This window comes from Nocardia sp. NPDC047654 (genome assembly GCF_043205035.1).
Taxonomy (GTDB): domain Bacteria; phylum Actinomycetota; class Actinomycetes; order Mycobacteriales; family Mycobacteriaceae; genus Nocardia.
On the sequence record NZ_JBIDDF010000018.1, the window covers coordinates 89,787 to 109,367 of the forward strand.

Genomic DNA, 19,581 nt, shown 5'->3' on the forward strand with positions numbered 1-19,581 from the left:
TGGTCGGTACCGGTACACTCCGGTCTTGTGTCATTCGTCGACGACGTGGTCAGCGTCCTTCCCAAGCCGGTGCAAGATATCGCGTACCGGCATCGGGAGTTGATCAAATTCGCGATCGTCGGGGCGACCACGTTCGTGATCGACAGCGGCATCTTCTACGGACTCAAGTGGACGGTACTCGCGGAGAAACCGGTCACGGCCAAGATCATTTCCGGCGTCATCGCCGTGATCGCGTCCTACATCCTGAACCGGGAATGGTCGTTCAAGAATCGCGGCGGGCGCGAACGCCATCACGAAGCGCTGCTGTTCTTCGCCGTCAGCGGCGTCGGCGTGGTCCTGGCCTTCACCCCGCTGTGGATCTCCAGCTACGTCTTCGACCTGCGCCAGCCCAACGTGAGCTTCACGGTCGAGAACATCGCCGACTTCATCAGCGCCTTCATCATCGGCAACCTGCTACAGATGGCCTTCCGTTTCTGGTCGATGCGCCGCTGGGTCTTCCCGGACGAGATGGAAGAGCTCGAAGCGGAGTTCGTGGACCTCGTGGAAGAGGAACTCGGCCGCGGCTGAGTCAGCGCGGCTCGGCCACCACCGCGTTGGCCGGACGGGCCTTCGAGGCCCCGAGGAACACCGCGAACAGCGCGGGCCTGCGCCGTTGCAATTCCAAGCGTCCGCCGTCCGCCTCGACCAACGCCCGCGCCAGCGCGAGGCCGACTCCGGTGGAACCGCCCGCGGAGAAGCCCCGGTCGAAGATGTGCGGAGCCAGCTCGTCGCGAACGCCGTGCCCCTCGTCCGCGACCTCGACGCACACCAGCGGCTCACGGCCGACCCCCGGCCGCACCGAGCGCACCGACACCGTGCAGGTCCCACCGCCGTGCATGAGCGCGTTGTCCACCAGCACCGCGACCGCCTCGCGCAGCCGCGAACCCGTGATCGGGGCGCGCAGCGACTCGTCGCCGGTGAGCGTCAGCGTCCGGCCCGTCTCGGTGAACGGGTGGGTCCATTCGGCGACCACACCGCGCAACTCGTCCATCACCGGCACCGGATCGCGATCGGCCGCGTCCTCGTCCCGGGAGGCGCGGACCAGATCGTCGATCGCGTCGGTGAGGCGGTCGACCTGCGCCATCGCCTCCTCGGCCTCGTGCACCACCTCCGGATCGGGATGGGCGGACAGCTCGTCGAGGCGCAGCCGCACTGCGGTAAGCCTGCTGCGCAGCTGATGTGAGACATCCGCCACCAGGGCGTGTTCGCGCTGGAGCCGTCCGGCGATCTCCACGGTCGCCGAATCGAGCACGTCGGAGACGCGGTCCAGTTCCGCGATGCCGTGCCTGCGCGGATCGGGGCGGAAATCGCCCATCGCCAGCCGCGCCGCGCGCGCCGCGACGTCCCGCAGCGGATCGGCGACCCGCCGCGCGGTGACCACCGCGACCGAGACCGCCGCGCCGAGCGAGGCGAGCACCGCCAGCGCGACCACCGCGACCGCCTGGCGCTGCATGGCGTGCATCGGCGCCGAGGGCACCTCCAGGCGCAGCGACGCGGACTTGCCCATGGACAGCGACTCGACCAGCGGGTCGGGCACCTGGGTCACACCGATGTCGCGCCGGGAGGCGTTGTCCTGCTGCGACGGGTACACGATGGTGAGCTTCCCGTTCTCCGGCACCAGCGGCGCCACCGACCGGATGTCCAGCTCGCCGGGCACCGTGCCGTCGCGCTCCTGCGCGATGATCTCCGCGGCGATCCGGTCCAGCCGGTTCTGCAGGTCGTTGCGCGTGATGTCCTCGACCCACAGCCACGCCGTGTAGATCAGCGGCACGCCGAGCACCACCGTGGTGAGGGTCAGCACGGTGAGCATGGAACGCAGGATCCGGCGGCGCACGTCAGTCGGTGTTCAGCCGGAAGCCGACCCCGCGCACGGTGACGATGCGCCGTTCGGCCATGGGGCCCTCGTCGCCGATCTTGCGGCGCAACCAGGACATGTGCATGTCCAACGTCTTGGAACCGCGCAGCTCCGCGTCGCCCCACACCTCGCGCAGGATGGTCTCGCGCGCCACCACCTGACCCGCCCGGTCGATCAGCACCTTGAGCAACTCGTATTCCTTGTTGGCCAAACCGATTTCGACTCCGTTGACCAGCACTCGCCGCGCCGCGGGCTCCAGGCGGATCCCCCCGACCTCGACCGTGTCGTCGCCGATTCCGCTGCGCCGCAACAACGCTCGCACCCGGGCCAGCAGCTCGGCGAGGCGGAACGGCTTGCCGACGTAGTCGTCGGCGCCCGCGTCCAGCCCCACCACGAAATCCACCTCGTCGGTGCGCGCGGTGAGCATCAGCACCGCCAGATCCGCGCCGCGAGCGCGCACCTGACGGCATACCTCCAGCCCGTCCATGCCGGGCAGGCCGAGATCGAGGATGAGCAGGTCATGGCCGCCTTCCAGGGCTCTTTGCAGCACGGCCGGGCCGAAACTCTCGACGGTCACCGAGTAGCCCTCACGGCCGAGCGCGCGTGACAGCGGGGCCGCGATGGCGTCGTCGTCCTCTGCCAGCAGTACAGCGGTCATACGCCCAGGTTACGGGCTCACCGGTAGCTGCGACGGTCGTCCCGGCGCTCGTCGCGGCCGTCGCGATGGCGTTCGACCTCGAACACCTGGTGGTACAGCAGCGCGTGTACCTGCTGGACCGACGGGATGTCGTCGTATTCCAGCGGCTCCGAGGAGGACGACTCGATGATCAGCGTCCCGGTGCCGAGCAGCCGATCGAAGAGTCCGTGCCGGAATTGCACGCTGGAGATCCGGCTCATCGGGATGTCGATGCCACTGTGGGTGAGCACGCCCTGCCGCACCAGCACCCGCCGATCGGTGATGATGAAATGCGTCGACTTCCATCGGATAACCGGTGCGGCACAACGCCATAGCAGGATGGCCAGATACACCACGAGCACCGTGACGAGCAGCGCCGACGCGGTGGTGCCCGTGGCCTTCTGCGAGACGAGTCCCCCTGCGAAACCGGCGAGCGCGGTGGCCACGATGAGCGTCACGATCGGCCAGAAGAGCATTTTCCAATGCGGGTGGCGATGCAGCAGCAGCTGTTCCTCGGGCGCCAGCACATCCTCCGGATAACCCATGTCAGGAACACTACCGCCTGAAGATGCCGGAACGGCTGACACCGCAGCGCGTCATGCTGCACAATCGGCACCCTGCGTGTGACTATTCCGCGCAGTGGCTCTCTGTATCGCGCAACGCCCGGCTCACCATCATCGTCGATTCCGACCGTGGAGGAACGCGTGACCAAAGACCTGACCCCGCTGCAAATCCTGGCCGAACTCGAGCCCATCGCCGAAGAGAATGTCAATCGGCACCTGTCCATGGCGAAGGACTGGAACCCCCACGATTACGTGCCGTGGAGCCAGGGCCGTAATTTCGCCGCACTGGGCGGCGTCGACTGGGAACCGGAGCAATCGCACCTCAGCGAGGTCGCCCGGGTCGCCATGATCACCAATCTGCTCACCGAGGACAATTTGCCCTCCTATCACCGGGAGATCGCGCAGAACTTCTCCGAGGACGGTCCGTGGGGAACCTGGGTCGACCGGTGGACCGCCGAGGAGAATCGCCATGGCATCGCCATTCGGGACTACTTGGTCGTCACCCGCGCGGTCGATCCGGTCGCCCTGGAAGAGGCCCGGATGATCCACATGAGCAACGGCGTCCAGTCACCGGAAGGGTGGGGCGGATTCCTGGCGAGCGTCGCGTACGTCACCTTCCAGGAACTGGCCACCCGTGTGTCCCACCGCAATACGGGCAAGGCGTGCAACGACGCCGTGGCCGACCGCCTGCTCCAGCGCATCTCCGCCGACGAGAACCTGCACATGATCTTCTACCGCTCGCTGTGCGGCGCGGCGCTGGACCTGGTTCCCGACCAAGCGCTGCCCGCGATCACCAGGATCGTGCGGAATTTCCTGATGCCCGGCGCCGGGATGCCCAACTTCCGCCGCTACGGCGTGCTGATGGCCAAGCACGGCATCTACGATCTGCGCCAGCATCTGGAGGAGGTGCTCCAGCCGGTGCTCAAGCAGTGGAACGTCTTCGAGCGCTCCGATTACGGGCCGCGCGGCGAGCAGGCGCGCGACGAACTCGGCGCGTTCCTGGAGAAGCTGAGCAAGGACGTGATCAAGTTCGAGGAGCAGCGCGATCGCGCCCTCGCCCGGGATGCCTCGCGCGGCGTCGCCCAGCGCGTCTGAGGCACGCCGCCGCGCGTTGCCGGCGGCGCGGCGCCCGCCGCGCCGCCGGGCGGTCCGGCGCTCAGTACTGGGCGCGCAGATGCGTGACGTCGCCGGCGGATACCGCTTGCCCGCCGATGAGCAGGCGGCCGTACTCGTCGACGCCCTCGGCGACGCCGGTCAGCGTCCGGTCCCCGGGCAGCTCGGCACGGACCTCGGCGCCGATCGTGGCGCACCGCTCGCGGTAGGCGGCGGCCAGTTCGTCGATCGCCCAGTCCGCGTCGCGCCACGCGGTGAAGCGGCGGGCGAACTCGATCAGCAGGGATCGCACGAGCACCGTGCGATCGGTCTGCCGCGCGCCGGCGATGGTGAGCGAGGTGGCGTGCGGCACCGGCAGTTCCTCATCGGTCAGGCTCACGTTGAGTCCGAGCCCGATCACCACGGCGGGCGCGCCGCCCTCCGCGCTCGCCGCGACCTCGGCCAGGATGCCCGCCACCTTGCGGCCCTCGATCAGCACGTCGTTGGGCCATTTGAGTTCCGCGGGCACGTTCGCCGAGGCCCGCAGCGCGTCGACCACGGCCACGCCGGTCAGCAGCGCCAGCCAGGCGAGCGAGGCCGGGCCGATCCCGGGCAACCGCACCAGCAGCGACATCGCCAGCTGCGCTCGCGGCGGGCTGACCCAGGTGCGCGCGTGCCTGCCGCGACCCTGCACCTGGGTCTCCGCCAGCAGAACCACGCGGTCGGCGGCCGGATCGGCCGCCCGCGCGATCAGATCCGCGTTCGTGGACCCGGTCGACTCGACCACATCGATCCGCGTGAAGAACGACAGCTCGGGCGACTCGACGGCACTGCGCCGCAACTGCTCTGCATCCAACGGTGGCCTCTGCACACCGGCAGGCTACTCGTCGTGCCGGGCGCTACCCGACCAGGTCATACGAGGAGACGATCGGGTCGCGCGCCGCCGCGCCCATCCCGTCGCCGTCCTCCCGCTCGCCTTCGGCCGCCTCGGCCCACACCTCGGGCTCGCCGTACTTCGGCGCCTCCTCGGTGGTCCGGGTCCACGCCGTCTCGGCCGCGTACTCCGCGCGAGCTCTACCCCATTCCCACATGACGCGCTCCTCCCCCGTTCGGAAATCCCTCGCCCTCAGGTTAGGTGGGCAGGACCGATCGGCGATACTCATTTTCCGCCTTCCGGACTCTGCTACCGACCAGGAAGTTTGCCCGGGAAAATTGATCTAGCTGCGGTTTTCTACTCGCCGGTAGCCCGGTCTTGGTTAGAAAGTAAACGCTGGTACTGGTTACACTCCGATGCCATGACGAGTGTCCAGCAGCAGCCCGCATCAGGTCCGGCGGGCTCCCCCGATATCCACACCACCGCCGGGAAGCTGGCTGACCTGCGGAATCGGCTGGAAGAGGCCAAGCACCCGATGGGTGAGGCCGCGGTCGACAAGGTGCACGCGAAGGGCAAGATGACCGCCCGCGAGCGCATCCTCGCGCTGCTGGACGAGGGGTCCTTCGTCGAGCTCGACGCCCTGGCCCGCCACCGCAGCGTCAACTTCGGCCTGGAGAACAACCGCCCGCTCGGCGACGGCGTGGTGACCGGTTACGGCACCATCGACGGCCGCGACGTCTGCATCTTCAGCCAGGACGTGACGGTGTTCGGCGGTAGCCTCGGCGAGGTCTACGGCGAGAAGATCGTCAAGGTGATGGATCTGGCGCTGAAGACCGGCCGCCCGCTGATCGGCATCAACGAGGGCGCGGGCGCGCGCATCCAGGAGGGCGTGGTCTCGCTCGGTCTCTACGGCGAGATCTTCCACCGCAACATCCAGGCCTCCGGCGTGATCCCGCAGATCTCGCTGATCATGGGCCCGGCCGCCGGTGGCCACGTGTACTCCCCGGCGCTGACCGACTTCGTCGTGATGGTCGACGGCACCAGCCAGATGTTCGTCACCGGCCCGGACGTCATCAAGACGGTCACCGGTGAGGACGTCACCATGGAGGACCTGGGCGGCGCGCACACGCACATGACCAAGTCCGGCGTCGCGCACTACGTCGCCTCCGGCGAACAGGACGCCCTGGACTACGTCAAGGACCTGCTGTCCTACCTGCCGAGCAACAACCGCGCCGAGGCGCCGCGGTTCCCGGCCACCGACCCGATCGACGGCGCGATCGAGGACTCGCTCACCGACGAGGACCTCGAGCTGGACACGATCATCCCGGACTCGCCGAACCAGCCCTACGACATGCACGAGGTGATCCGGCGTCTGCTCGACGACGACGAGTTCCTCGAGGTGCAGGCCGAGCGCGCGATGAACATCATCGTCGGCTTCGGCCGGATCGACGGCCGCAGCGTCGGCATCGTGGCCAACCAGCCCACCCAGTTCGCGGGCTGCCTGGACATCGACGCCTCGGAGAAGGCCGCGCGCTTCGTGCGCACCTGCGACGCGTTCAACATCCCGATCATCACCCTGGTCGACGTGCCCGGCTTCCTGCCCGGTACCGGACAGGAATACAACGGCATCATCCGGCGGGGCGCGAAGCTGCTCTACGCCTACGGTGAGGCCACTGTGGGCAAAATCACGATCATCACCCGCAAGGCCTACGGCGGCGCCTACGACGTCATGGGTTCCAAGCACATGGGCGCCGATGTGAACCTCGCCTGGCCGACCGCCCAGATCGCTGTCATGGGCGCTTCCGGCGCCGTCGGATTCGTCTACCGCAAGCAGCTGCAGCAGGCCGCCAAAGAGGGCGGAGACGTCGATGCGCTGCGGCTCGAGCTCCAGAACGAGTACGAGGACACGCTCGTGAACCCGTACGTCGCCGCCGAGCGCGGATACGTGGACGCGGTGATCCCGCCGTCGCATACGCGCGGCCAGATCGTGTCCGCGCTGCGACTGCTCGAACGCAAGATGGTGACCCTTCCGCCGAAGAAACACGGCAACATCCCACTGTGATCGAGCGATACGCTCGATAGGCCGCGCACAAAGGGTGGCATCGGCCTCGGTAACACTTACTCTGGCGTGTACCGGCTTGTTGCAGAGACGCAATGAGTGCATCCGAAGACGAATGCTTCATCCGTAGCTAGTCGGAAAACGGGAATAGCCTGATCAGTCCGCTGATAGAGGCGAAGAGAGGACCTGGCACTGTGACGACCGTGGCAGAAGAAGATGTGTTGAGCGCCGTCGAACTGGATCTCACAGTCGACCCGATCGCAGACGAGACCGGTGCCTCCACCGGCTCCGACGCGTCAGCGCGATCCGCCGAGGCCACCGCTGAGCCGTTCTTCCGTGTCGTGAAGGGCTCGCCGAGCGACGAAGAGCTCGCCGCGCTGGTGTGCGTGCTGTCCGCCGTGGCGAACAGCGCCGCGCCCTCCGGCCCCGCCGGGCCGCCCGATATGTGGGGCCACCCGACGCTGATGCATCGCGGCTCTTCGCCGTTCTCCCCGTACGCCTTCCCACAGCTGTCCCACTTGCGCGGGTGACGCGGCTGATCCTGGCTTCCGCGTCCCCGGCCCGCCGGGAGGTTCTCCGCTCGGCGGGCATCGACCCGATCGTCCGGGTCTCCGCCGTGGACGAGGACGCGGTCGCCGCCGCCCTCCCCGAGGACACGCCGCCACGCGCGGTCGTGGTGGAACTGGCGCGCGCCAAAGCGGCCGCCGTGGCCGCGGACATTCCGGAGCTGGCCGCCGACTGCGTTGTGGTGGCCTGCGATTCGATGCTGCTCGTCGACGGCGAGTTGCAGGGCAAGCCGCACACCGCTGAGGTCGCTCGCGCGCGGTGGGGCGACATGGCCGGACGCAGCGCGGATCTGGTCACCGGTCACTGCGTGGTGCGGATGCGGGATGGCCGGATCACCGCCGAGGCGGTCGATTGCAGTAGCACCACCGTGCACTTCGCCAAGCCGGAGCCGGACGAGCTGGACGCCTACATCGCGACCGGTGAGCCGCTCGAGGTGGCGGGTGCGTTCACCCTCGACGGGCTGGGCGGCTGGTTCGTCGATCGCATCGATGGCGACCCGTCCAGCGTCATCGGCATCGGGCTACCACTGCTGCGCCGACTGCTTGGCGATGTTGGGATCAGCGTTACGCAGCTGTGGGGCCACACGGCCTGACGGCGCGGTGAACGCCTCGGCGTCCCCGCCCGGGGACACCGGCGCCGCCTCCTGGGCCTCGGCGCGCTGAGCCGCGATGAGTTCGAGCCGGGCCACGCACAGCTCCGGTTCGACGAACGGGTGCATCCGCACGTCGATCGTCCCGTGCGCGCCGCCCCGGTCGATCACCTCTTCGAGCAGGCCGAGGTGTACGCCGCACACCACCTCGGAGTGCGTCCGCGCCAGTTCGCGCAGCGGGCACGCCGTCAGACGGATCAGCACCTTGCCCTCGGTCTCCGAGGACGGGTCGCGCTCGGGCGCGAATCCCAGTTCCGACATCAACGTCATCGTGAGGTCTTTGGCGTCCTCCAGCGACTCCACCCGATGGTCACCCACGTCGAGTCTGCTGCCCCAGGCGCGGCCCGCCGCGATCGCGGCCTCGGATCTGCGCCGCGCGTCCGGGCCGAGCTGATCGGCGAGCACCTGCGCCAGGTCCTGATAACCCACCGATCGCTGCACCGCGCTGTATCCGATACGCGGCCGCCCACGGCCGCGCGGCGGCTGCTGGAACTGCCGGACGAGGGATTCCCTGGTGAGCACATCGAGATGGAAACGAACCGTGGTGACGTGCTGTCCGGTGATTCTGGCCAGTTCCTGGGCGTCGAGAGGCTCGCTGGCGCCACGTAGGATCGCGAGCAGTCGCCGCCGCGGCCAAGAATCGGACATAGCTCACCCCTCCTCCCGGGAGACTTTATCGGATGTAGGTGCCCTTTATTCGGCCCTCATCCGATTTGTGATCTGAAACGAGAGTCACTGTCGCCTCACACCTACCATCGCTGTGAGGCCTCGAACCGCTGCCACCGCCGTCCACCCATGCGTGAAGGACCCAAACACCGTGCCCGTCGCTCCGGACCCTCATCCCTCACTCGGTTCCTACGCACACCCTCACCGACTAGTAACCACGGAGTGGCTGTCGGCAAACATAGGCGCACGGGGACTCGAGATCATCGAGGCCAACGAGGACACGCTGCTGTACGACATCGGGCACGTTCCGGGCGCCACCAAACTGGATTGGCGAAGCGATCTGAACGATCCGGTCACGCGCGACTATATCGACGGAACCCGCTTCACCGAACTGATGCGCGCCAAAGGGATAGATCGTGACGACACAGTCGTGATCTACGGGGATCGCGGGAACATCCAAGCGGCGCACACGGCGTGGGTATTCACCCTGTTCGGGCACGAGGACGTGCGCCTGCTCGACGGCGGACGCGCGGCCTGGATCTCCGAGGGGCGCGACACGACGTTCGAACCCGGCTATCCGGTGCGCAGCGCCTACCCGGCCGTGCGCCGGGACGACAGCACCTTCCGCGCGTTCCGCGAGGACGTGTTCGCCCATCTCGGCAAACCGGTGATCGACGTGCGCTCGGCCGAGGAATACTCCGGCGCGCGCGTGCTCGACGCGGCCAGTCCCGAGGACGCGGCGATGCGCGGCGGCCACATTCCCAGCGCCTCGAACATCCCGTGGACCGAGGCGCTCGCCGCCGACGGGAGTTTCCGCTCGCGCGCCGAACTCGAGGAGGTCTACCGCGCGTCGGCCGGCCAGGACGAGGTGATCGTCTACAGTCGAGTCGGCGCGCGATCCAGCCACAGCTGGTTCGTCCTTACCTACCTGCTCGGGCGCGACGGAGTACGCAACTACGACGGCTCCTGGACCGAGTGGGGAAACTCGGTGCGAATGCCGATCGCCAAGGGGGATGAACCGGGCGAAGTGCCGGCACGCGGCGGTTCTCGGCGCACCAGGAGCAGGTGAGTCGGGTACGGTCCCAAACAGCGACCGCGTACGTTGTGATCCGCGACCTACTGTTGAGTAGGGCTAGCCGAGTTCGGCGTCTGTTGGCAGACTGCCTACACTCGCCCGAGACGTAAACAAGTCGATTATGGGAGCGGAGGCTGCACAGCGACCCCACCCCCGGCGAAGCGACCAGAAGAATGCACACAGGAGGCTCAGTGCCCAGCCATGCCAGCGCGCGGATCACAAAGGTACTCGTAGCTAACCGAGGCGAGATCGCCGTGCGCGTGATCCGGGCGGCCAAGGACGCCGGCATCGGCAGCGTCGCGGTCTACGCAGAGCCGGACGCGGATGCCCCATTCGTCAAGCTCGCCGACGAGGCCTTCGCCCTGGGTGGGCAGACCTCGGCCGAGTCGTACCTCGTGTTCGACAAGATCCTCGACGCCGCCGCCAAGTCCGGCGCCGACGCCATCCACCCCGGTTACGGCTTCCTCTCCGAGAACGCCGACTTCGCCCAGGCCGTCATCGACGCCGGGTTGATCTGGATCGGCCCCTCCCCGCAGTCCATTCGCGACCTGGGCGACAAGGTCACCGCGCGGCACATCGCCGAGCGCGCGAAGGCGCCGATGGCCGCGGGCACCAAGGACCCGGTCAAGGACGCGACCGAGGTCGTCGAGTTCGCGAAGAAGTACGGTGTGCCGGTCGCGATCAAGGCGGCCTTCGGTGGTGGCGGCCGCGGCATGAAGGTCGCGCACTCCATCGAGGAGATCCCTGAGCTGTACGACTCGGCCGTGCGCGAGGCCACCGCCGCCTTCGGCCGTGGTGAGTGCTTCGTCGAGCAGTACCTGGACAAGGCCCGCCACGTCGAGGCGCAGGTCATCGCCGACAAGCACGGCAACGTCATCGTCGCGGGCACCCGCGACTGCTCGTTGCAGCGGCGCTTCCAGAAGCTCGTCGAGGAGGCCCCGGCGCCGTTCCTGTCCGACGAGGTCCGCGCGAAGATCCACGCCTCGGCCAAGGCCATCTGCAAGGAAGCCGGCTACTACGGCGCGGGCACCGTCGAGTACCTGGTGCAGGGCGAGACCGTCTCCTTCCTCGAGGTGAACACCCGGCTGCAGGTCGAGCACCCGGTCACCGAGGAGACCGCGGGCATCGACCTGGTGCGCCAGCAGTTCCGCATCGCCAACGGCGAGAAGCTGGAGCTCACCGAGGACCCGACGCCGCGCGGCCACGCCTTCGAGTTCCGCATCAACGGCGAGGACGCGGGCCGCGGCTTCCTGCCCGCTCCCGGCCCGGTGACCGTGTACTCCGAGCCGTCGGGCCCCGGTGTGCGCGTGGACTCCGGCGTGGTGGCCGGCAGCGTGATCGGCGGGCAGTTCGACTCGATGCTGGCCAAGCTGATCGTCACCGGCGAGAACCGCACGCAGGCACTGGAGCGCGCGCGGCGCGCGCTGGCCGAGTTCGAGGTCGACGGCCTGGCCACGGTCATCCCGTTCCACCGGGCGATCGTCGAGGACCCGGCGTTCATCGGTGACGGCGAGAAGTTCGACGTCTACACCAAGTGGATCGAAAACGAGTGGGTCAACACCGTCGAGCCGTTCACCGGTGCGGGCGCCCCGGCCGACGAGGATGAAGACCAGCCGCGTCAGAAGGTCGTCGTCGAGGTCGGCGGCCGCCGGGTCGAGGTGTCGCTGCCGGGCAACTTCACCGTCGGCGCCGGTGCGGCCGGTGCGGCGGGCAACGGCGCCGGTGTGATCCGCAAGAAGCCCAAGCCGCGCACGCGTGGCGGCGCGGGCGGCGGCGCGGCCTCCGGTGACGCGGTCACCGCTCCGATGCAGGGCACCGTCGTCAAGGTCGCGGTGGAAGAGGGCCAGTCGGTCGAGGCGGGCGATCTGATCGTGGTGCTCGAGGCCATGAAGATGGAGAACCCGGTCAACGCCCACAAGGCGGGTGTGGTCACCGGTCTGTCCGTCGAGACGGGCGCGGCGATCACGCAGGGCACGGTTCTCGCGGAGATCAAGTAACAACGTCACGGAGCGGGCGCGGGACCACGAGGTTCCGCGCCCGCTTCGCTGTTCACGCGGCGGTCCCTCCGCAGTCACGCGAGCTGCCTCCGCTGGACCCGAAACGCACACCGAGGTGTCGTATCGTGTTGCGGTGACCAGCTCGACAAGCCTCTCCCCCGTCGTGGAGGTGATCCGCGCGCGGCGCGCAACGGCCGGCCGCGCCGACGGTCACCGCCTGGCGCTGGTGGTAGAGGGCGGCGGCAGCCGGGGCGTGTACTCCAGCGGCATGGTGTCGGCGCTCGAGGAACTCGGGCTCGCCGGGGTATTCGACGCCGTGTACGGCACGTCGGCGGGCGCGATCAACGGTGCCTGGCTGCTGTGCGGCCGCGCGATTCCCGGCATGCGCTCCTGGACCGATCCGGAGATCATGCGCCGCGCCGTCGACCCGGCTCGGCTCCTGCGCGGACGTCCGGCGTTCGATCTGCGGTATCTCGTGCACCAGGTGTACGACGGCGTCGAACCGATGGATTTCGACGCGATCCTGGCCAACTCCACGACCTTCCATCCGATCGCCACCGATATCCGGACCGGGCAGGCGGTCGATCTGCATCCACACATCACCGACAAGCGGACGCTCATGCGTGCGCTGCGCGCGTCGGCGGGCCTGCCCATTCTGGCCGGGCCCCCGGTGGCCCTGGGTAGCTCGGCCTACTTCGACGGCGGCCTCTCCGAGACCGTGCCGATCCGCACCGCGGTCCGCGCGGGCGCCACCCATGCCTTGGTCCTGCGCACCCGGAGGGTGGACGAACGGCGCCCGCCCGCCTCGCGCCTGCACCAGATCATCGGCGGCGGCTATCTGCGCGCCGTGGCCCCCGGCGCGTACCGGGCCTGGCTCGAACGCCCGCGGCAACAGGACCTCGAGGACCGGGCCCTCGCCGAACTCGGCGACTCCGTGCTCCAGATCCACCCGCCCGTCGGCTCTCCGGACGTGGACAGCGCCGCCCGCGACACCACACTGCTCGCCAGGGCCCTGCAAATCGGCCGCACAGCCGTGCTCGGCGCGCTCTCCGCCGTCATCCCAGCCGCCTGACCGACTTCGACCCGCTTCCGCTCCGGCGGGCGCACGGTAGAACATCCGGGATCGGTGATTCATCGCGGGTCAGCTCAACGGCGCGGCGCGGTGGTGAGGCGCGGAGGCGTTCAGGCGATGTGGACTCGCACGCCGCCGGAGAGGACGAAGTCGTGCAGCTCCAAGTGGTCGGGGGTCGCCGTCCTGGGCAGGTCGAATACGAGCTGGGTGGTGGCGGACTGCCCGGGACGCAGCTCGAAGGAGTAGCCGAGGCGCTGCTGGGTGTTCTGCCACATGGTGGCGGTGGCGTTGTGGTCGAAGGGCGTGTTCTGCGCGTCCAGCAGGCGTTGGCCCATCGGCAGGAACCACTTCGTCTCGTCGGAGATATTCCGCACGGCCAGCGTGACGATCAGGAACGAGCCCGTGGCCCGCTGCAATCCGACTCGTGCCACGCCCGTGTCGACGTTCGTCACGACGAACTCGAATTTGCCGTCGCGCACGGGACTGCCCGCCGGCGCCACGGCGGCCGGATCGGATGCGCGGTCGTCCCCGGGTGGCCCGGGGTTCTCCACCGCCACCGCCGAGGGAGGCAAGGTGGGCGCGGGCGCGCCGGAATCACCGGCTCTGGTTCCCGCGGCGATCAACGCGAAGCAGCCCGCCGCGAACGCGAACGGCGCGAGGAACACCACGATCAGCGCGCCGATCATCTTCGACAGGAGACTCCGGCGACGACGCGGCCGACGACGCGGGACCGGAACTCCCGGGCGACGCTGGGCGACCGGCGGGGCCGGACGCTGCACCGCCGGGAAAACCTTTCGCGCAGGCGCACGATACGGCGATGCGACCGGGCCGGGCTTCGGGGGCAGCACGCGAGCGAGCAACCGTTCCTGCCAACCCGGCTGTGCGCCCCGGGCAGGTCCGGCGGGATACGACCCGCGCCCGGGGGCTGGATACGGCTGTCCTGCAACGGGATAGCTGGCGGATGCGGGCGGGCGCTGCGCACCGGCGTATCCGCGCAGTGCCGAGCCGGGAGTCGGAACATGTTGACCCGGTTCAGGATTGGGCGCGACTGTCGACCAGTCGAGCTTGGTGGCCACAAGGGTCGGCGCAGGGCCCGGGTTCGGCAGAACTTTGGTCGGGGTAGGCGTTCGCCGCAGTGGCTCGGAACCCACGGATTCCGGTGCGGCCGCGTCGGCTTTCGAGTCCACGGCTACCGGCTCCGGAGCGGACGCGCCGATCGCGGCTCGCGCGGCCGCGGCGAATTCTCCTGCGGTCGGGAATCTTTCGCGCGGCTCCTTGGCCAGACCGCGAGCGATGACGGCGTCCAGCGCGGCGGGGACGGCGGCGCACATCGAACCGGCGCGTGGGGGCGGCGCCATCAGGTGGGCATGCATCTGCTGCGCGGGATCGGTATCGCCGTAGAGCCGCGCACCGGTGAGGCATTCGTAGAGCACGCAGGCCAGCGAGTAGACGTCGGCGCGTCCGTCCGCCTTTCCGCTGAACCGTTCCGGGGCCATGTACGCGAGGGTGCCGATCGCCATGCCGGTGGTGGTCACGGCCGTCTGTCCGAGCCCGTGCGCGATGCCGAAGTCGATCAGATAGGTGAAGCCACTGGGATGCACGACGATGTTCGACGGTTTGACGTCGCGGTGCACCAGCCCGGCCCGGTGCGCCACATCGAGCGCGGCGGCGACGTGGCCGATGACGCCGATCGCGACGGCCGGTGCCATCGGGCCCTCGGCCACCAGCTTGCCCGCCAGGTCGGCGCCCTCGACGAATTGCATGTCGATGTAGAGCCTGCCGTCGATCTCGCCGAATCGGTGGATCCGCGGCACGTGCGGGTCGCGCAACTGCGCCACGGCTTCGGCTTCACGCTCGAACCGCTTGCGGTATCCGGGCGCGGACGCGAGGTCGACGGGCAGGAGTTTCAACGCCACCCGTCGCGCCGCCACCATGTCGTACGCCAGCCAGACCTGACCCATGCCCCCCTTGCCGAGCGGTCGCTCCAGCCGGTAACCCCCGAATCGCACCTCCCCCATCGCGAACCTCCAGTCACCGTTGACAGCTGGTCGACCCGGCCTCCACCTGCGGCGCGGACAACGGAAATCAGCAGCTCACCGTGCCGATACCGAAGAAGTGGCCTCTTTCGGAGCGTAACCGCACCCCGCCTCGCGCACCACTGTGTGCTCGACGACAGTCCGGCGACGGCCCGCCTACTTACCCGGCTTGGCCTTGGGCTTGCCGTTGCCGTTGCCGTTGCCCGGATTCGCGTGATCGGGCTTGCCCCGGCCGGGCTTGTCGTCCGAGGCGGGCTGTCCGGACTGGTTCGAGTCGTCGATGTTCTCCGCGGCGACACCGCCCGCGGCCGGCGCTGCCGGAAGCCAGCTCGACCGGCCCCCCGTCAACGGAGTGCAGGTCAGCACGAGGCCGTCCACGGTGACGCTGTGCACGTCCACCACCGGGTCGCACGGCTGACCCGCGCCGGGCAGGACCACGGGCGCCGAAATGGGTACCGGCGCCCGCGTGGCCGGTACATGCGACGGCGGCGCGGACGGTTCCTGCTGCGGGGACGGGGCGGGAGCGGAGGCCGGTCCCGCGTCGGCCGCGTCCGGGCGCCCGAGCCACAGCGACCCGGCGACCAGCGCGACGAGCGCCGCGAAAGCCACCAGCGCCAGACGCGATCCGGAAGACGTTCGCGCTCCGGGCGCGGCGGCGGTCCGGACGACCCCACGCGGCGGCGGGAGCACGAAGGTCGGCACCGACGACGCGAGTTCGACCGTGGTGGCGTCCTGGCCCGTCAGGGCCGCGTATCCGGCCGAGGCCAGTTCCCCGGCGCTGGACCAGCGCAGGGCGGGGTCTTTCGCCATGCCGCGTGCGATCACCGCGTCCAGTGCGGGCGGCAAGGCCGGATTCAGCGCGGAGGCGAGCGGAGGGGTTTGCATCAAGTGGGCGCGCAACATGCGCGGCGGGTCGCCGTCGTCGAACGGCCTTCGCCCGGTGAGGCACTCGTACAGCACGCAGGCCAGCGAATACTGATCGGACTGGGGTACCGCCGACCCGTCGAACCGCTCCGGCGCCATGTAGGCCAGCGTGCCCACCACATTGCCGGTGGCGGTGATCGCGGGCTGGTCGCTGCGCTGCGCGGTGCCGAAGTCGATCAGGTAGGCGGTGCCGTCGGGGGTCACCATGATGTTGGACGGCTTCACGTCGCGGTGCACCAGGCCCGCACGATGGGCGATGTCGAGCGCGCCTGCCGTCTGCACGACGATCTCGATCGCGCGCTCGGGTTCCAGCCGCCCCGCCCGCCGCAGCAGCGCGGCCACGTCGGAGCCTTCGATGAACTCCATATCGATGTACAGGCGGCCGTCGAGTTCGCCGAACGAATGGATCGGCACCAGGTGCGGCCCGCGCACTTGGGCGGCGAGCCGAGCCTCCCTGGTGAATCGCTGCCGGAATTTGGGGTCCGCCGCGTACGCGGCGGTCAGTACCTTCAACGCGACGGCACGGTCGGCGGTGGTGTCGTGCGCGAGCCAGACCTCGCCCATGCCGCCGCTGCCTAGCAGCCGATCGAGGCGGTAGTGGCCGAACCACAGCTCGCCCATGTCGTAGAACCTCCCGCTAGCCTCTTCCTCATGACCGAGCTACCCGAAATCCGACGGGATACCGCGAAACGCGCAAAAACGGCGGCGCGGCCATCCGATCATGTCGCAGCGAGGCCGGTCGGCGCCGCGGAATTCGGCGGAGTGGTCACGGACGCGCTGGTCGCCTCGGCCGGCTACCGGCGCGGCGCGACGGGCGAACGCTGATGGAGCCGATCGAGATCAACGCGGGCGCCTGGTATCTGCGCGCTTTGCGCGCCGACGACCGCATCGATGACCGACCTGCCCTGGCCGAGGGCGGCATCACCGAACCGGACTACGTGGCCCGGCGCAGCGCGGGCTGGGCGGAGGAGACACATTTCTCCTGGGCGGTCTGCGAACCGACCACGGCCGAGCTGGTGGCCGAGATCGGGGCGACGCCGACGGGTGACGGCACCGCGGCGGTGACGGGGTGGGCACGCCCGGGCTACGAAGCGGCCCTTGATGCCGGACTGACGTCCGTCCGCCGTTTCGTCGAAGGAGGTTTGGGCCTGCGTCCGGTCATCTCCTGACCACTCGACGACCGGCGTGCTGGTGCCGGGTCAGCGCATCACGCCGGTGTGTCCGTCGGGGTGACGGCCGGATGGCGAGCCCGTGCCGACCTTTCCGAGGGGGTGCGCACCAAAGGATTCGGGTGATCGGACAGCACCGGAACGGAGACCACGAGCGAGGCGCGCAGCACCGGTACATCCGCTGTCGGTTCGAGTGCCGCGCCTCTTCGGAGAGGGTGTCGGCATGGATGCGAAGCCCAGGAGGAGGATCCGGGATTCCGGCGCACCCACCGGGCGCACCGGGATACCCGGAACCTCCTGTTCGCGGGCTATTCCAGGCCGGTAAGGACCCGGTCCATGGCGTCGACGGCCTCGTCCAGCTCGGCGCCGGTGACCGTCAGCGGAGGACGGAACCGGATGCCTCGCTCGCCGGTGCCGAGGATCAGCACCCGCTCCCGCTCGCGCAGCGCGGTGAGCACCTCGTCGCGCAGCCGGGACGACGAGAGCGTGATCGCGCACATCAGGCCGCGCCCGCGCGGCTCGCTGACATCGGCGTGCCGGGCGGCGAGCGCGCCCAGCCGTTCGAGCAGGTGCGCCCCCAGCGGCCGGGACCGTTCGATCAGTTCGTCCCGCTCGAGCACCTCCAGGACGCGCCTGCTGCGCACCATGTCGGCGAGGTTGCCGCCCCAGGTCGAGTTGAGCCGGGAGCTGACCGCGAACACGTTGTCGGGCACCTCGTCCACGCGGCCACCCGCCATGACGCCGCACACCTGCGTCCGCTTACCGAAGGCGACCACGTCCGGCGCCAGGCCGAGTTGCTGGTAGGCCCAGGCCGTTCCGGTCATGCCGACGCCGGTCTGCACCTCGTCCAGCACGAACAGCGCGTTTTGCTCGTGACACAGCTGCTGCACGGCTTGCAGGAACTGCGGGCGCAGATGCCGGTCGCCACCCTCGCCCTGGATCGGCTCGGCGATGAAACACGCTATGTCGTGCGGGTTTTCCTGGAATGCCCGACGCGCCTGCGCGAGCGCGCACGCCTCGGCCTCCTCGATGTCGAAGGCGTCGGTGACGTAAGGGGACTTGATGCGCGGCCAGTCGAACTTCGGAAAGCGCGCGGTCTTCACCGGATCGGTGTTGGTGAGCGACATGGTGTACCCGCTGCGGCCGTGGAACGCGCCGGTCAGGTGCAGCACCTTGGCGCCGAGTTCCGCTGCGCGGCCCTGGGATTCGTTGTGCCTGCTCTTCCAGTCGAACGCGATCTTGAGGGCGTTCTCCACCGCGAGGGCGCCGCCGTCGATGAAGAACAGGTGCGGTAGCCGCGGATCGCCGAGCACCCGCACGAACGTCTCGACGAAGCGGGCCATCTCGACGGTGTAGATGTCGGAGTTGCTCGGCTTGTTCACCGCCGCGGCGGTGAGTTCGGCCAGGAACTGCGGGTCCTCGGCGAGGGCGGGGTGGTTCATGCCCAGCGCGTTGGAGGCGAAGAAACCGAACATGTCGAGGTAGGGGCTGCCGTCGCGTTCGTCGACGAGGCGGCAGCCACGGGAACGGTTGAGGTCGAGCACCAGGTCGAAGCCGTCGGCCAGGATGCTCGCCGACAAGATCTCATGGACCCGGGCGGCGGGGGTGACCGCCGGGCGGGTGCGTTCCAGTTCGATGGTCACGCCCTGAGGGTACGTAAAAATTTACGGAACCTCTATGACTATCCGTATTAATTACACAGAATCGCTACCTGTCATAGAATGTCTGCAAGATGATGGTGCTCCGGGTGCGCACGTTGGCGGTGGCTCTGATCTCTTGGAGCAATTGCTCGAGGTGCCGCGGAGACGCCACACGCACCAGCAGGATGTAGCTTTCCTCCCCGGCCACCGAGTGGCACGCCTCGATGCCGGGGATGTGCTGCAACACCGCGGGCGCGTCATCGGGTTGCGACGGGTCGAGAGGAGTGATCGCGACGAATGCCGACAGCAGTTGACCGAGCGCTTCGGGATCGACGTGTGCGGTATACCCGCGGATCACACCGCGCGCCTCTAATCGGCGGACCCGGGACTGCACCGCGGACACCGACAGACTCGCCTTCTCGGCCAGGTTGGACAGAGTGGCCCGTCCATCGGCCATCAGTTCACGAATCAGCAGGCGATCGATGTCATCGAGTACGGGTCTTGCCGGTGTATCCGCCATCAGCGAAGGCTAACTCAGGCGGCCCGCCTCGTGTCCGAAACCTGACCTCCATCCTCCCACTCGAGGGGACAGACACGCCGCGACGCGGCCGAAAGGTACGGCGGAACA

20 protein-coding genes are annotated in these 19,581 nt (G+C 68.9%); 10 read left to right on the forward strand and 10 right to left on the reverse strand.

Annotation, left to right across the window (positions count from 1 at the left end; genetic code table 11):
* The first annotated feature begins 27 nt into the window (after positions 1 to 27).
* Positions 28 to 567 (forward strand): GtrA family protein, encoded by a 540-nt coding sequence (locus ACGF7Y_RS31495; protein WP_393240244.1) that lies wholly within the window; start codon positions 28 to 30, stop codon positions 565 to 567.
* Between the two features lies 1 nt (position 568).
* Here the strand turns inward: ACGF7Y_RS31495 and ACGF7Y_RS31500 are convergent, their stop codons facing one another.
* Genes ACGF7Y_RS31500 through ACGF7Y_RS31510 form a run of 3 tightly spaced genes read right to left on the reverse strand, consistent with a single transcriptional unit; the run spans position 569 to position 3,115 of the window.
* Positions 569 to 1,873 carry a sensor histidine kinase gene (locus ACGF7Y_RS31500; protein WP_393240247.1) on the reverse strand — a complete coding sequence of 435 codons (1,305 nt, stop codon included), beginning with the start codon at positions 1,871 to 1,873 and terminating at the stop codon, positions 569 to 571.
* 1 nt (position 1,874) lies between these two features.
* On the reverse strand, positions 1,875 to 2,552 hold the full coding sequence (locus tag ACGF7Y_RS31505; RefSeq protein ID WP_040865082.1) for a response regulator transcription factor: 678 nt from the start codon (positions 2,550 to 2,552) through the stop codon (positions 1,875 to 1,877).
* A 17-nt stretch (positions 2,553 to 2,569) separates the two neighbouring features.
* Entirely contained in the window at positions 2,570 to 3,115 is a 546-nt protein-coding gene (locus ACGF7Y_RS31510; protein WP_062971078.1) for a PH domain-containing protein, read from the reverse strand.
* A 159-nt stretch (positions 3,116 to 3,274) separates the two neighbouring features.
* Between ACGF7Y_RS31510 and ACGF7Y_RS31515 the strand changes: the two genes are divergently transcribed.
* A complete protein-coding gene (locus ACGF7Y_RS31515; protein WP_393240251.1) occupies positions 3,275 to 4,228 on the forward strand; it encodes an acyl-ACP desaturase in 954 nt (317 codons plus the stop codon).
* 61 nt (positions 4,229 to 4,289) lie between these two features.
* Here ACGF7Y_RS31515 and ACGF7Y_RS31520 read toward each other — a convergent pair whose 3' ends face one another.
* Both ACGF7Y_RS31520 and ACGF7Y_RS31525 read right to left on the reverse strand, forming a co-directional pair.
* The gene (locus ACGF7Y_RS31520; protein ID WP_393240253.1) at positions 4,290 to 5,096 is read right to left on the reverse strand and encodes a biotin--[acetyl-CoA-carboxylase] ligase; all 807 of its coding nucleotides are present in this window, start codon (positions 5,094 to 5,096) and stop codon (positions 4,290 to 4,292) included.
* Between the two features lie 28 nt (positions 5,097 to 5,124).
* A complete protein-coding gene (locus ACGF7Y_RS31525) occupies positions 5,125 to 5,316 on the reverse strand; it encodes a hypothetical protein (protein ID WP_157172664.1) in 192 nt (63 codons plus the stop codon).
* A gap of 204 nt (positions 5,317 to 5,520) precedes the next feature.
* On the opposite strand from ACGF7Y_RS31525, the gene ACGF7Y_RS31530 reads away from it, so the two are divergent.
* The 3 genes from ACGF7Y_RS31530 (at position 5,521) to ACGF7Y_RS31540 (ending at position 8,317) form a co-directional block, all read left to right on the forward strand.
* On the forward strand, positions 5,521 to 7,161 hold the full coding sequence (locus ACGF7Y_RS31530) for an acyl-CoA carboxylase subunit beta (protein WP_040865078.1): 1,641 nt from the start codon (positions 5,521 to 5,523) through the stop codon (positions 7,159 to 7,161).
* 191 nt (positions 7,162 to 7,352) lie between these two features.
* A complete protein-coding gene (locus ACGF7Y_RS31535; protein ID WP_393240257.1) occupies positions 7,353 to 7,688 on the forward strand; it encodes an acyl-CoA carboxylase subunit epsilon in 336 nt (111 codons plus the stop codon).
* A complete protein-coding gene (locus ACGF7Y_RS31540) occupies positions 7,685 to 8,317 on the forward strand; it encodes a Maf family nucleotide pyrophosphatase (protein WP_357125747.1) in 633 nt (210 codons plus the stop codon). Before ACGF7Y_RS31535 ends, ACGF7Y_RS31540 begins: the two co-directional genes overlap by 4 nt.
* On the opposite strand, the gene ACGF7Y_RS31545 is transcribed toward ACGF7Y_RS31540, so the two are convergent.
* Positions 8,246 to 9,022, reverse strand: a complete 777-nt coding sequence (locus ACGF7Y_RS31545; RefSeq protein ID WP_040865075.1) for a metalloregulator ArsR/SmtB family transcription factor — start codon at positions 9,020 to 9,022, stop codon at positions 8,246 to 8,248. The two genes, ACGF7Y_RS31540 and ACGF7Y_RS31545, sit on opposite strands and share 72 nt — an antisense overlap.
* Positions 9,023 to 9,191: 169 nt before the next feature.
* Here ACGF7Y_RS31545 and ACGF7Y_RS31550 point away from each other — a divergent pair, with 169 nt between their 5' ends.
* From ACGF7Y_RS31550 to ACGF7Y_RS31560, 3 genes are all read left to right on the forward strand, one after another.
* Positions 9,192 to 10,109, forward strand: a complete 918-nt coding sequence (locus ACGF7Y_RS31550; RefSeq protein ID WP_393240261.1) for a sulfurtransferase — start codon at positions 9,192 to 9,194, stop codon at positions 10,107 to 10,109.
* A gap of 197 nt (positions 10,110 to 10,306) precedes the next feature.
* On the forward strand, positions 10,307 to 12,112 hold the full coding sequence (locus ACGF7Y_RS31555) for an acetyl/propionyl/methylcrotonyl-CoA carboxylase subunit alpha (RefSeq protein ID WP_393240264.1): 1,806 nt from the start codon (positions 10,307 to 10,309) through the stop codon (positions 12,110 to 12,112).
* A 133-nt stretch (positions 12,113 to 12,245) separates the two neighbouring features.
* Positions 12,246 to 13,184: a patatin family protein gene (locus ACGF7Y_RS31560; protein WP_393240267.1), complete on the forward strand. Its 939-nt coding sequence runs from the start codon at positions 12,246 to 12,248 to the stop codon at positions 13,182 to 13,184.
* A 110-nt stretch (positions 13,185 to 13,294) separates the two neighbouring features.
* Here ACGF7Y_RS31560 and ACGF7Y_RS31565 read toward each other — a convergent pair whose 3' ends face one another.
* Positions 13,295 to 15,202 carry a protein kinase gene (locus tag ACGF7Y_RS31565; RefSeq protein WP_393240269.1) on the reverse strand — a complete coding sequence of 636 codons (1,908 nt, stop codon included), beginning with the start codon at positions 15,200 to 15,202 and terminating at the stop codon, positions 13,295 to 13,297.
* Positions 15,203 to 15,376: 174 nt separating this feature from the next.
* Positions 15,377 to 16,765, reverse strand: a complete 1,389-nt coding sequence (locus ACGF7Y_RS31570; RefSeq protein ID WP_393240271.1) for a protein kinase — start codon at positions 16,763 to 16,765, stop codon at positions 15,377 to 15,379.
* A gap of 30 nt (positions 16,766 to 16,795) precedes the next feature.
* On the opposite strand from ACGF7Y_RS31570, the gene ACGF7Y_RS31575 reads away from it, so the two are divergent.
* Both ACGF7Y_RS31575 and ACGF7Y_RS31580 read left to right on the forward strand, forming a co-directional pair.
* On the forward strand, positions 16,796 to 16,969 hold the full coding sequence (locus ACGF7Y_RS31575) for a hypothetical protein (RefSeq protein ID WP_393240274.1): 174 nt from the start codon (positions 16,796 to 16,798) through the stop codon (positions 16,967 to 16,969).
* On the forward strand, positions 16,969 to 17,313 hold the full coding sequence (locus ACGF7Y_RS31580) for a hypothetical protein (RefSeq protein ID WP_393240276.1): 345 nt from the start codon (positions 16,969 to 16,971) through the stop codon (positions 17,311 to 17,313). The genes ACGF7Y_RS31575 and ACGF7Y_RS31580 overlap by 1 nt, the downstream gene beginning before the upstream one ends.
* 308 nt (positions 17,314 to 17,621) lie before the next feature.
* Here the strand turns inward: ACGF7Y_RS31580 and lat are convergent, their stop codons facing one another.
* Together lat and ACGF7Y_RS31590 are read right to left on the reverse strand one after the other, a co-directional pair.
* Positions 17,622 to 18,956: an L-lysine 6-transaminase gene (gene lat, locus ACGF7Y_RS31585; RefSeq protein ID WP_393240279.1), complete on the reverse strand. Its 1,335-nt coding sequence runs from the start codon at positions 18,954 to 18,956 to the stop codon at positions 17,622 to 17,624.
* Positions 18,957 to 19,020: 64 nt separating this feature from the next.
* Complete coding sequence (locus tag ACGF7Y_RS31590; RefSeq protein ID WP_039796222.1) at positions 19,021 to 19,473, reverse strand: Lrp/AsnC family transcriptional regulator; 453 nt, start codon at positions 19,471 to 19,473, stop codon at positions 19,021 to 19,023.
* Positions 19,474 to 19,581: the final 108 nt, after the last annotated feature.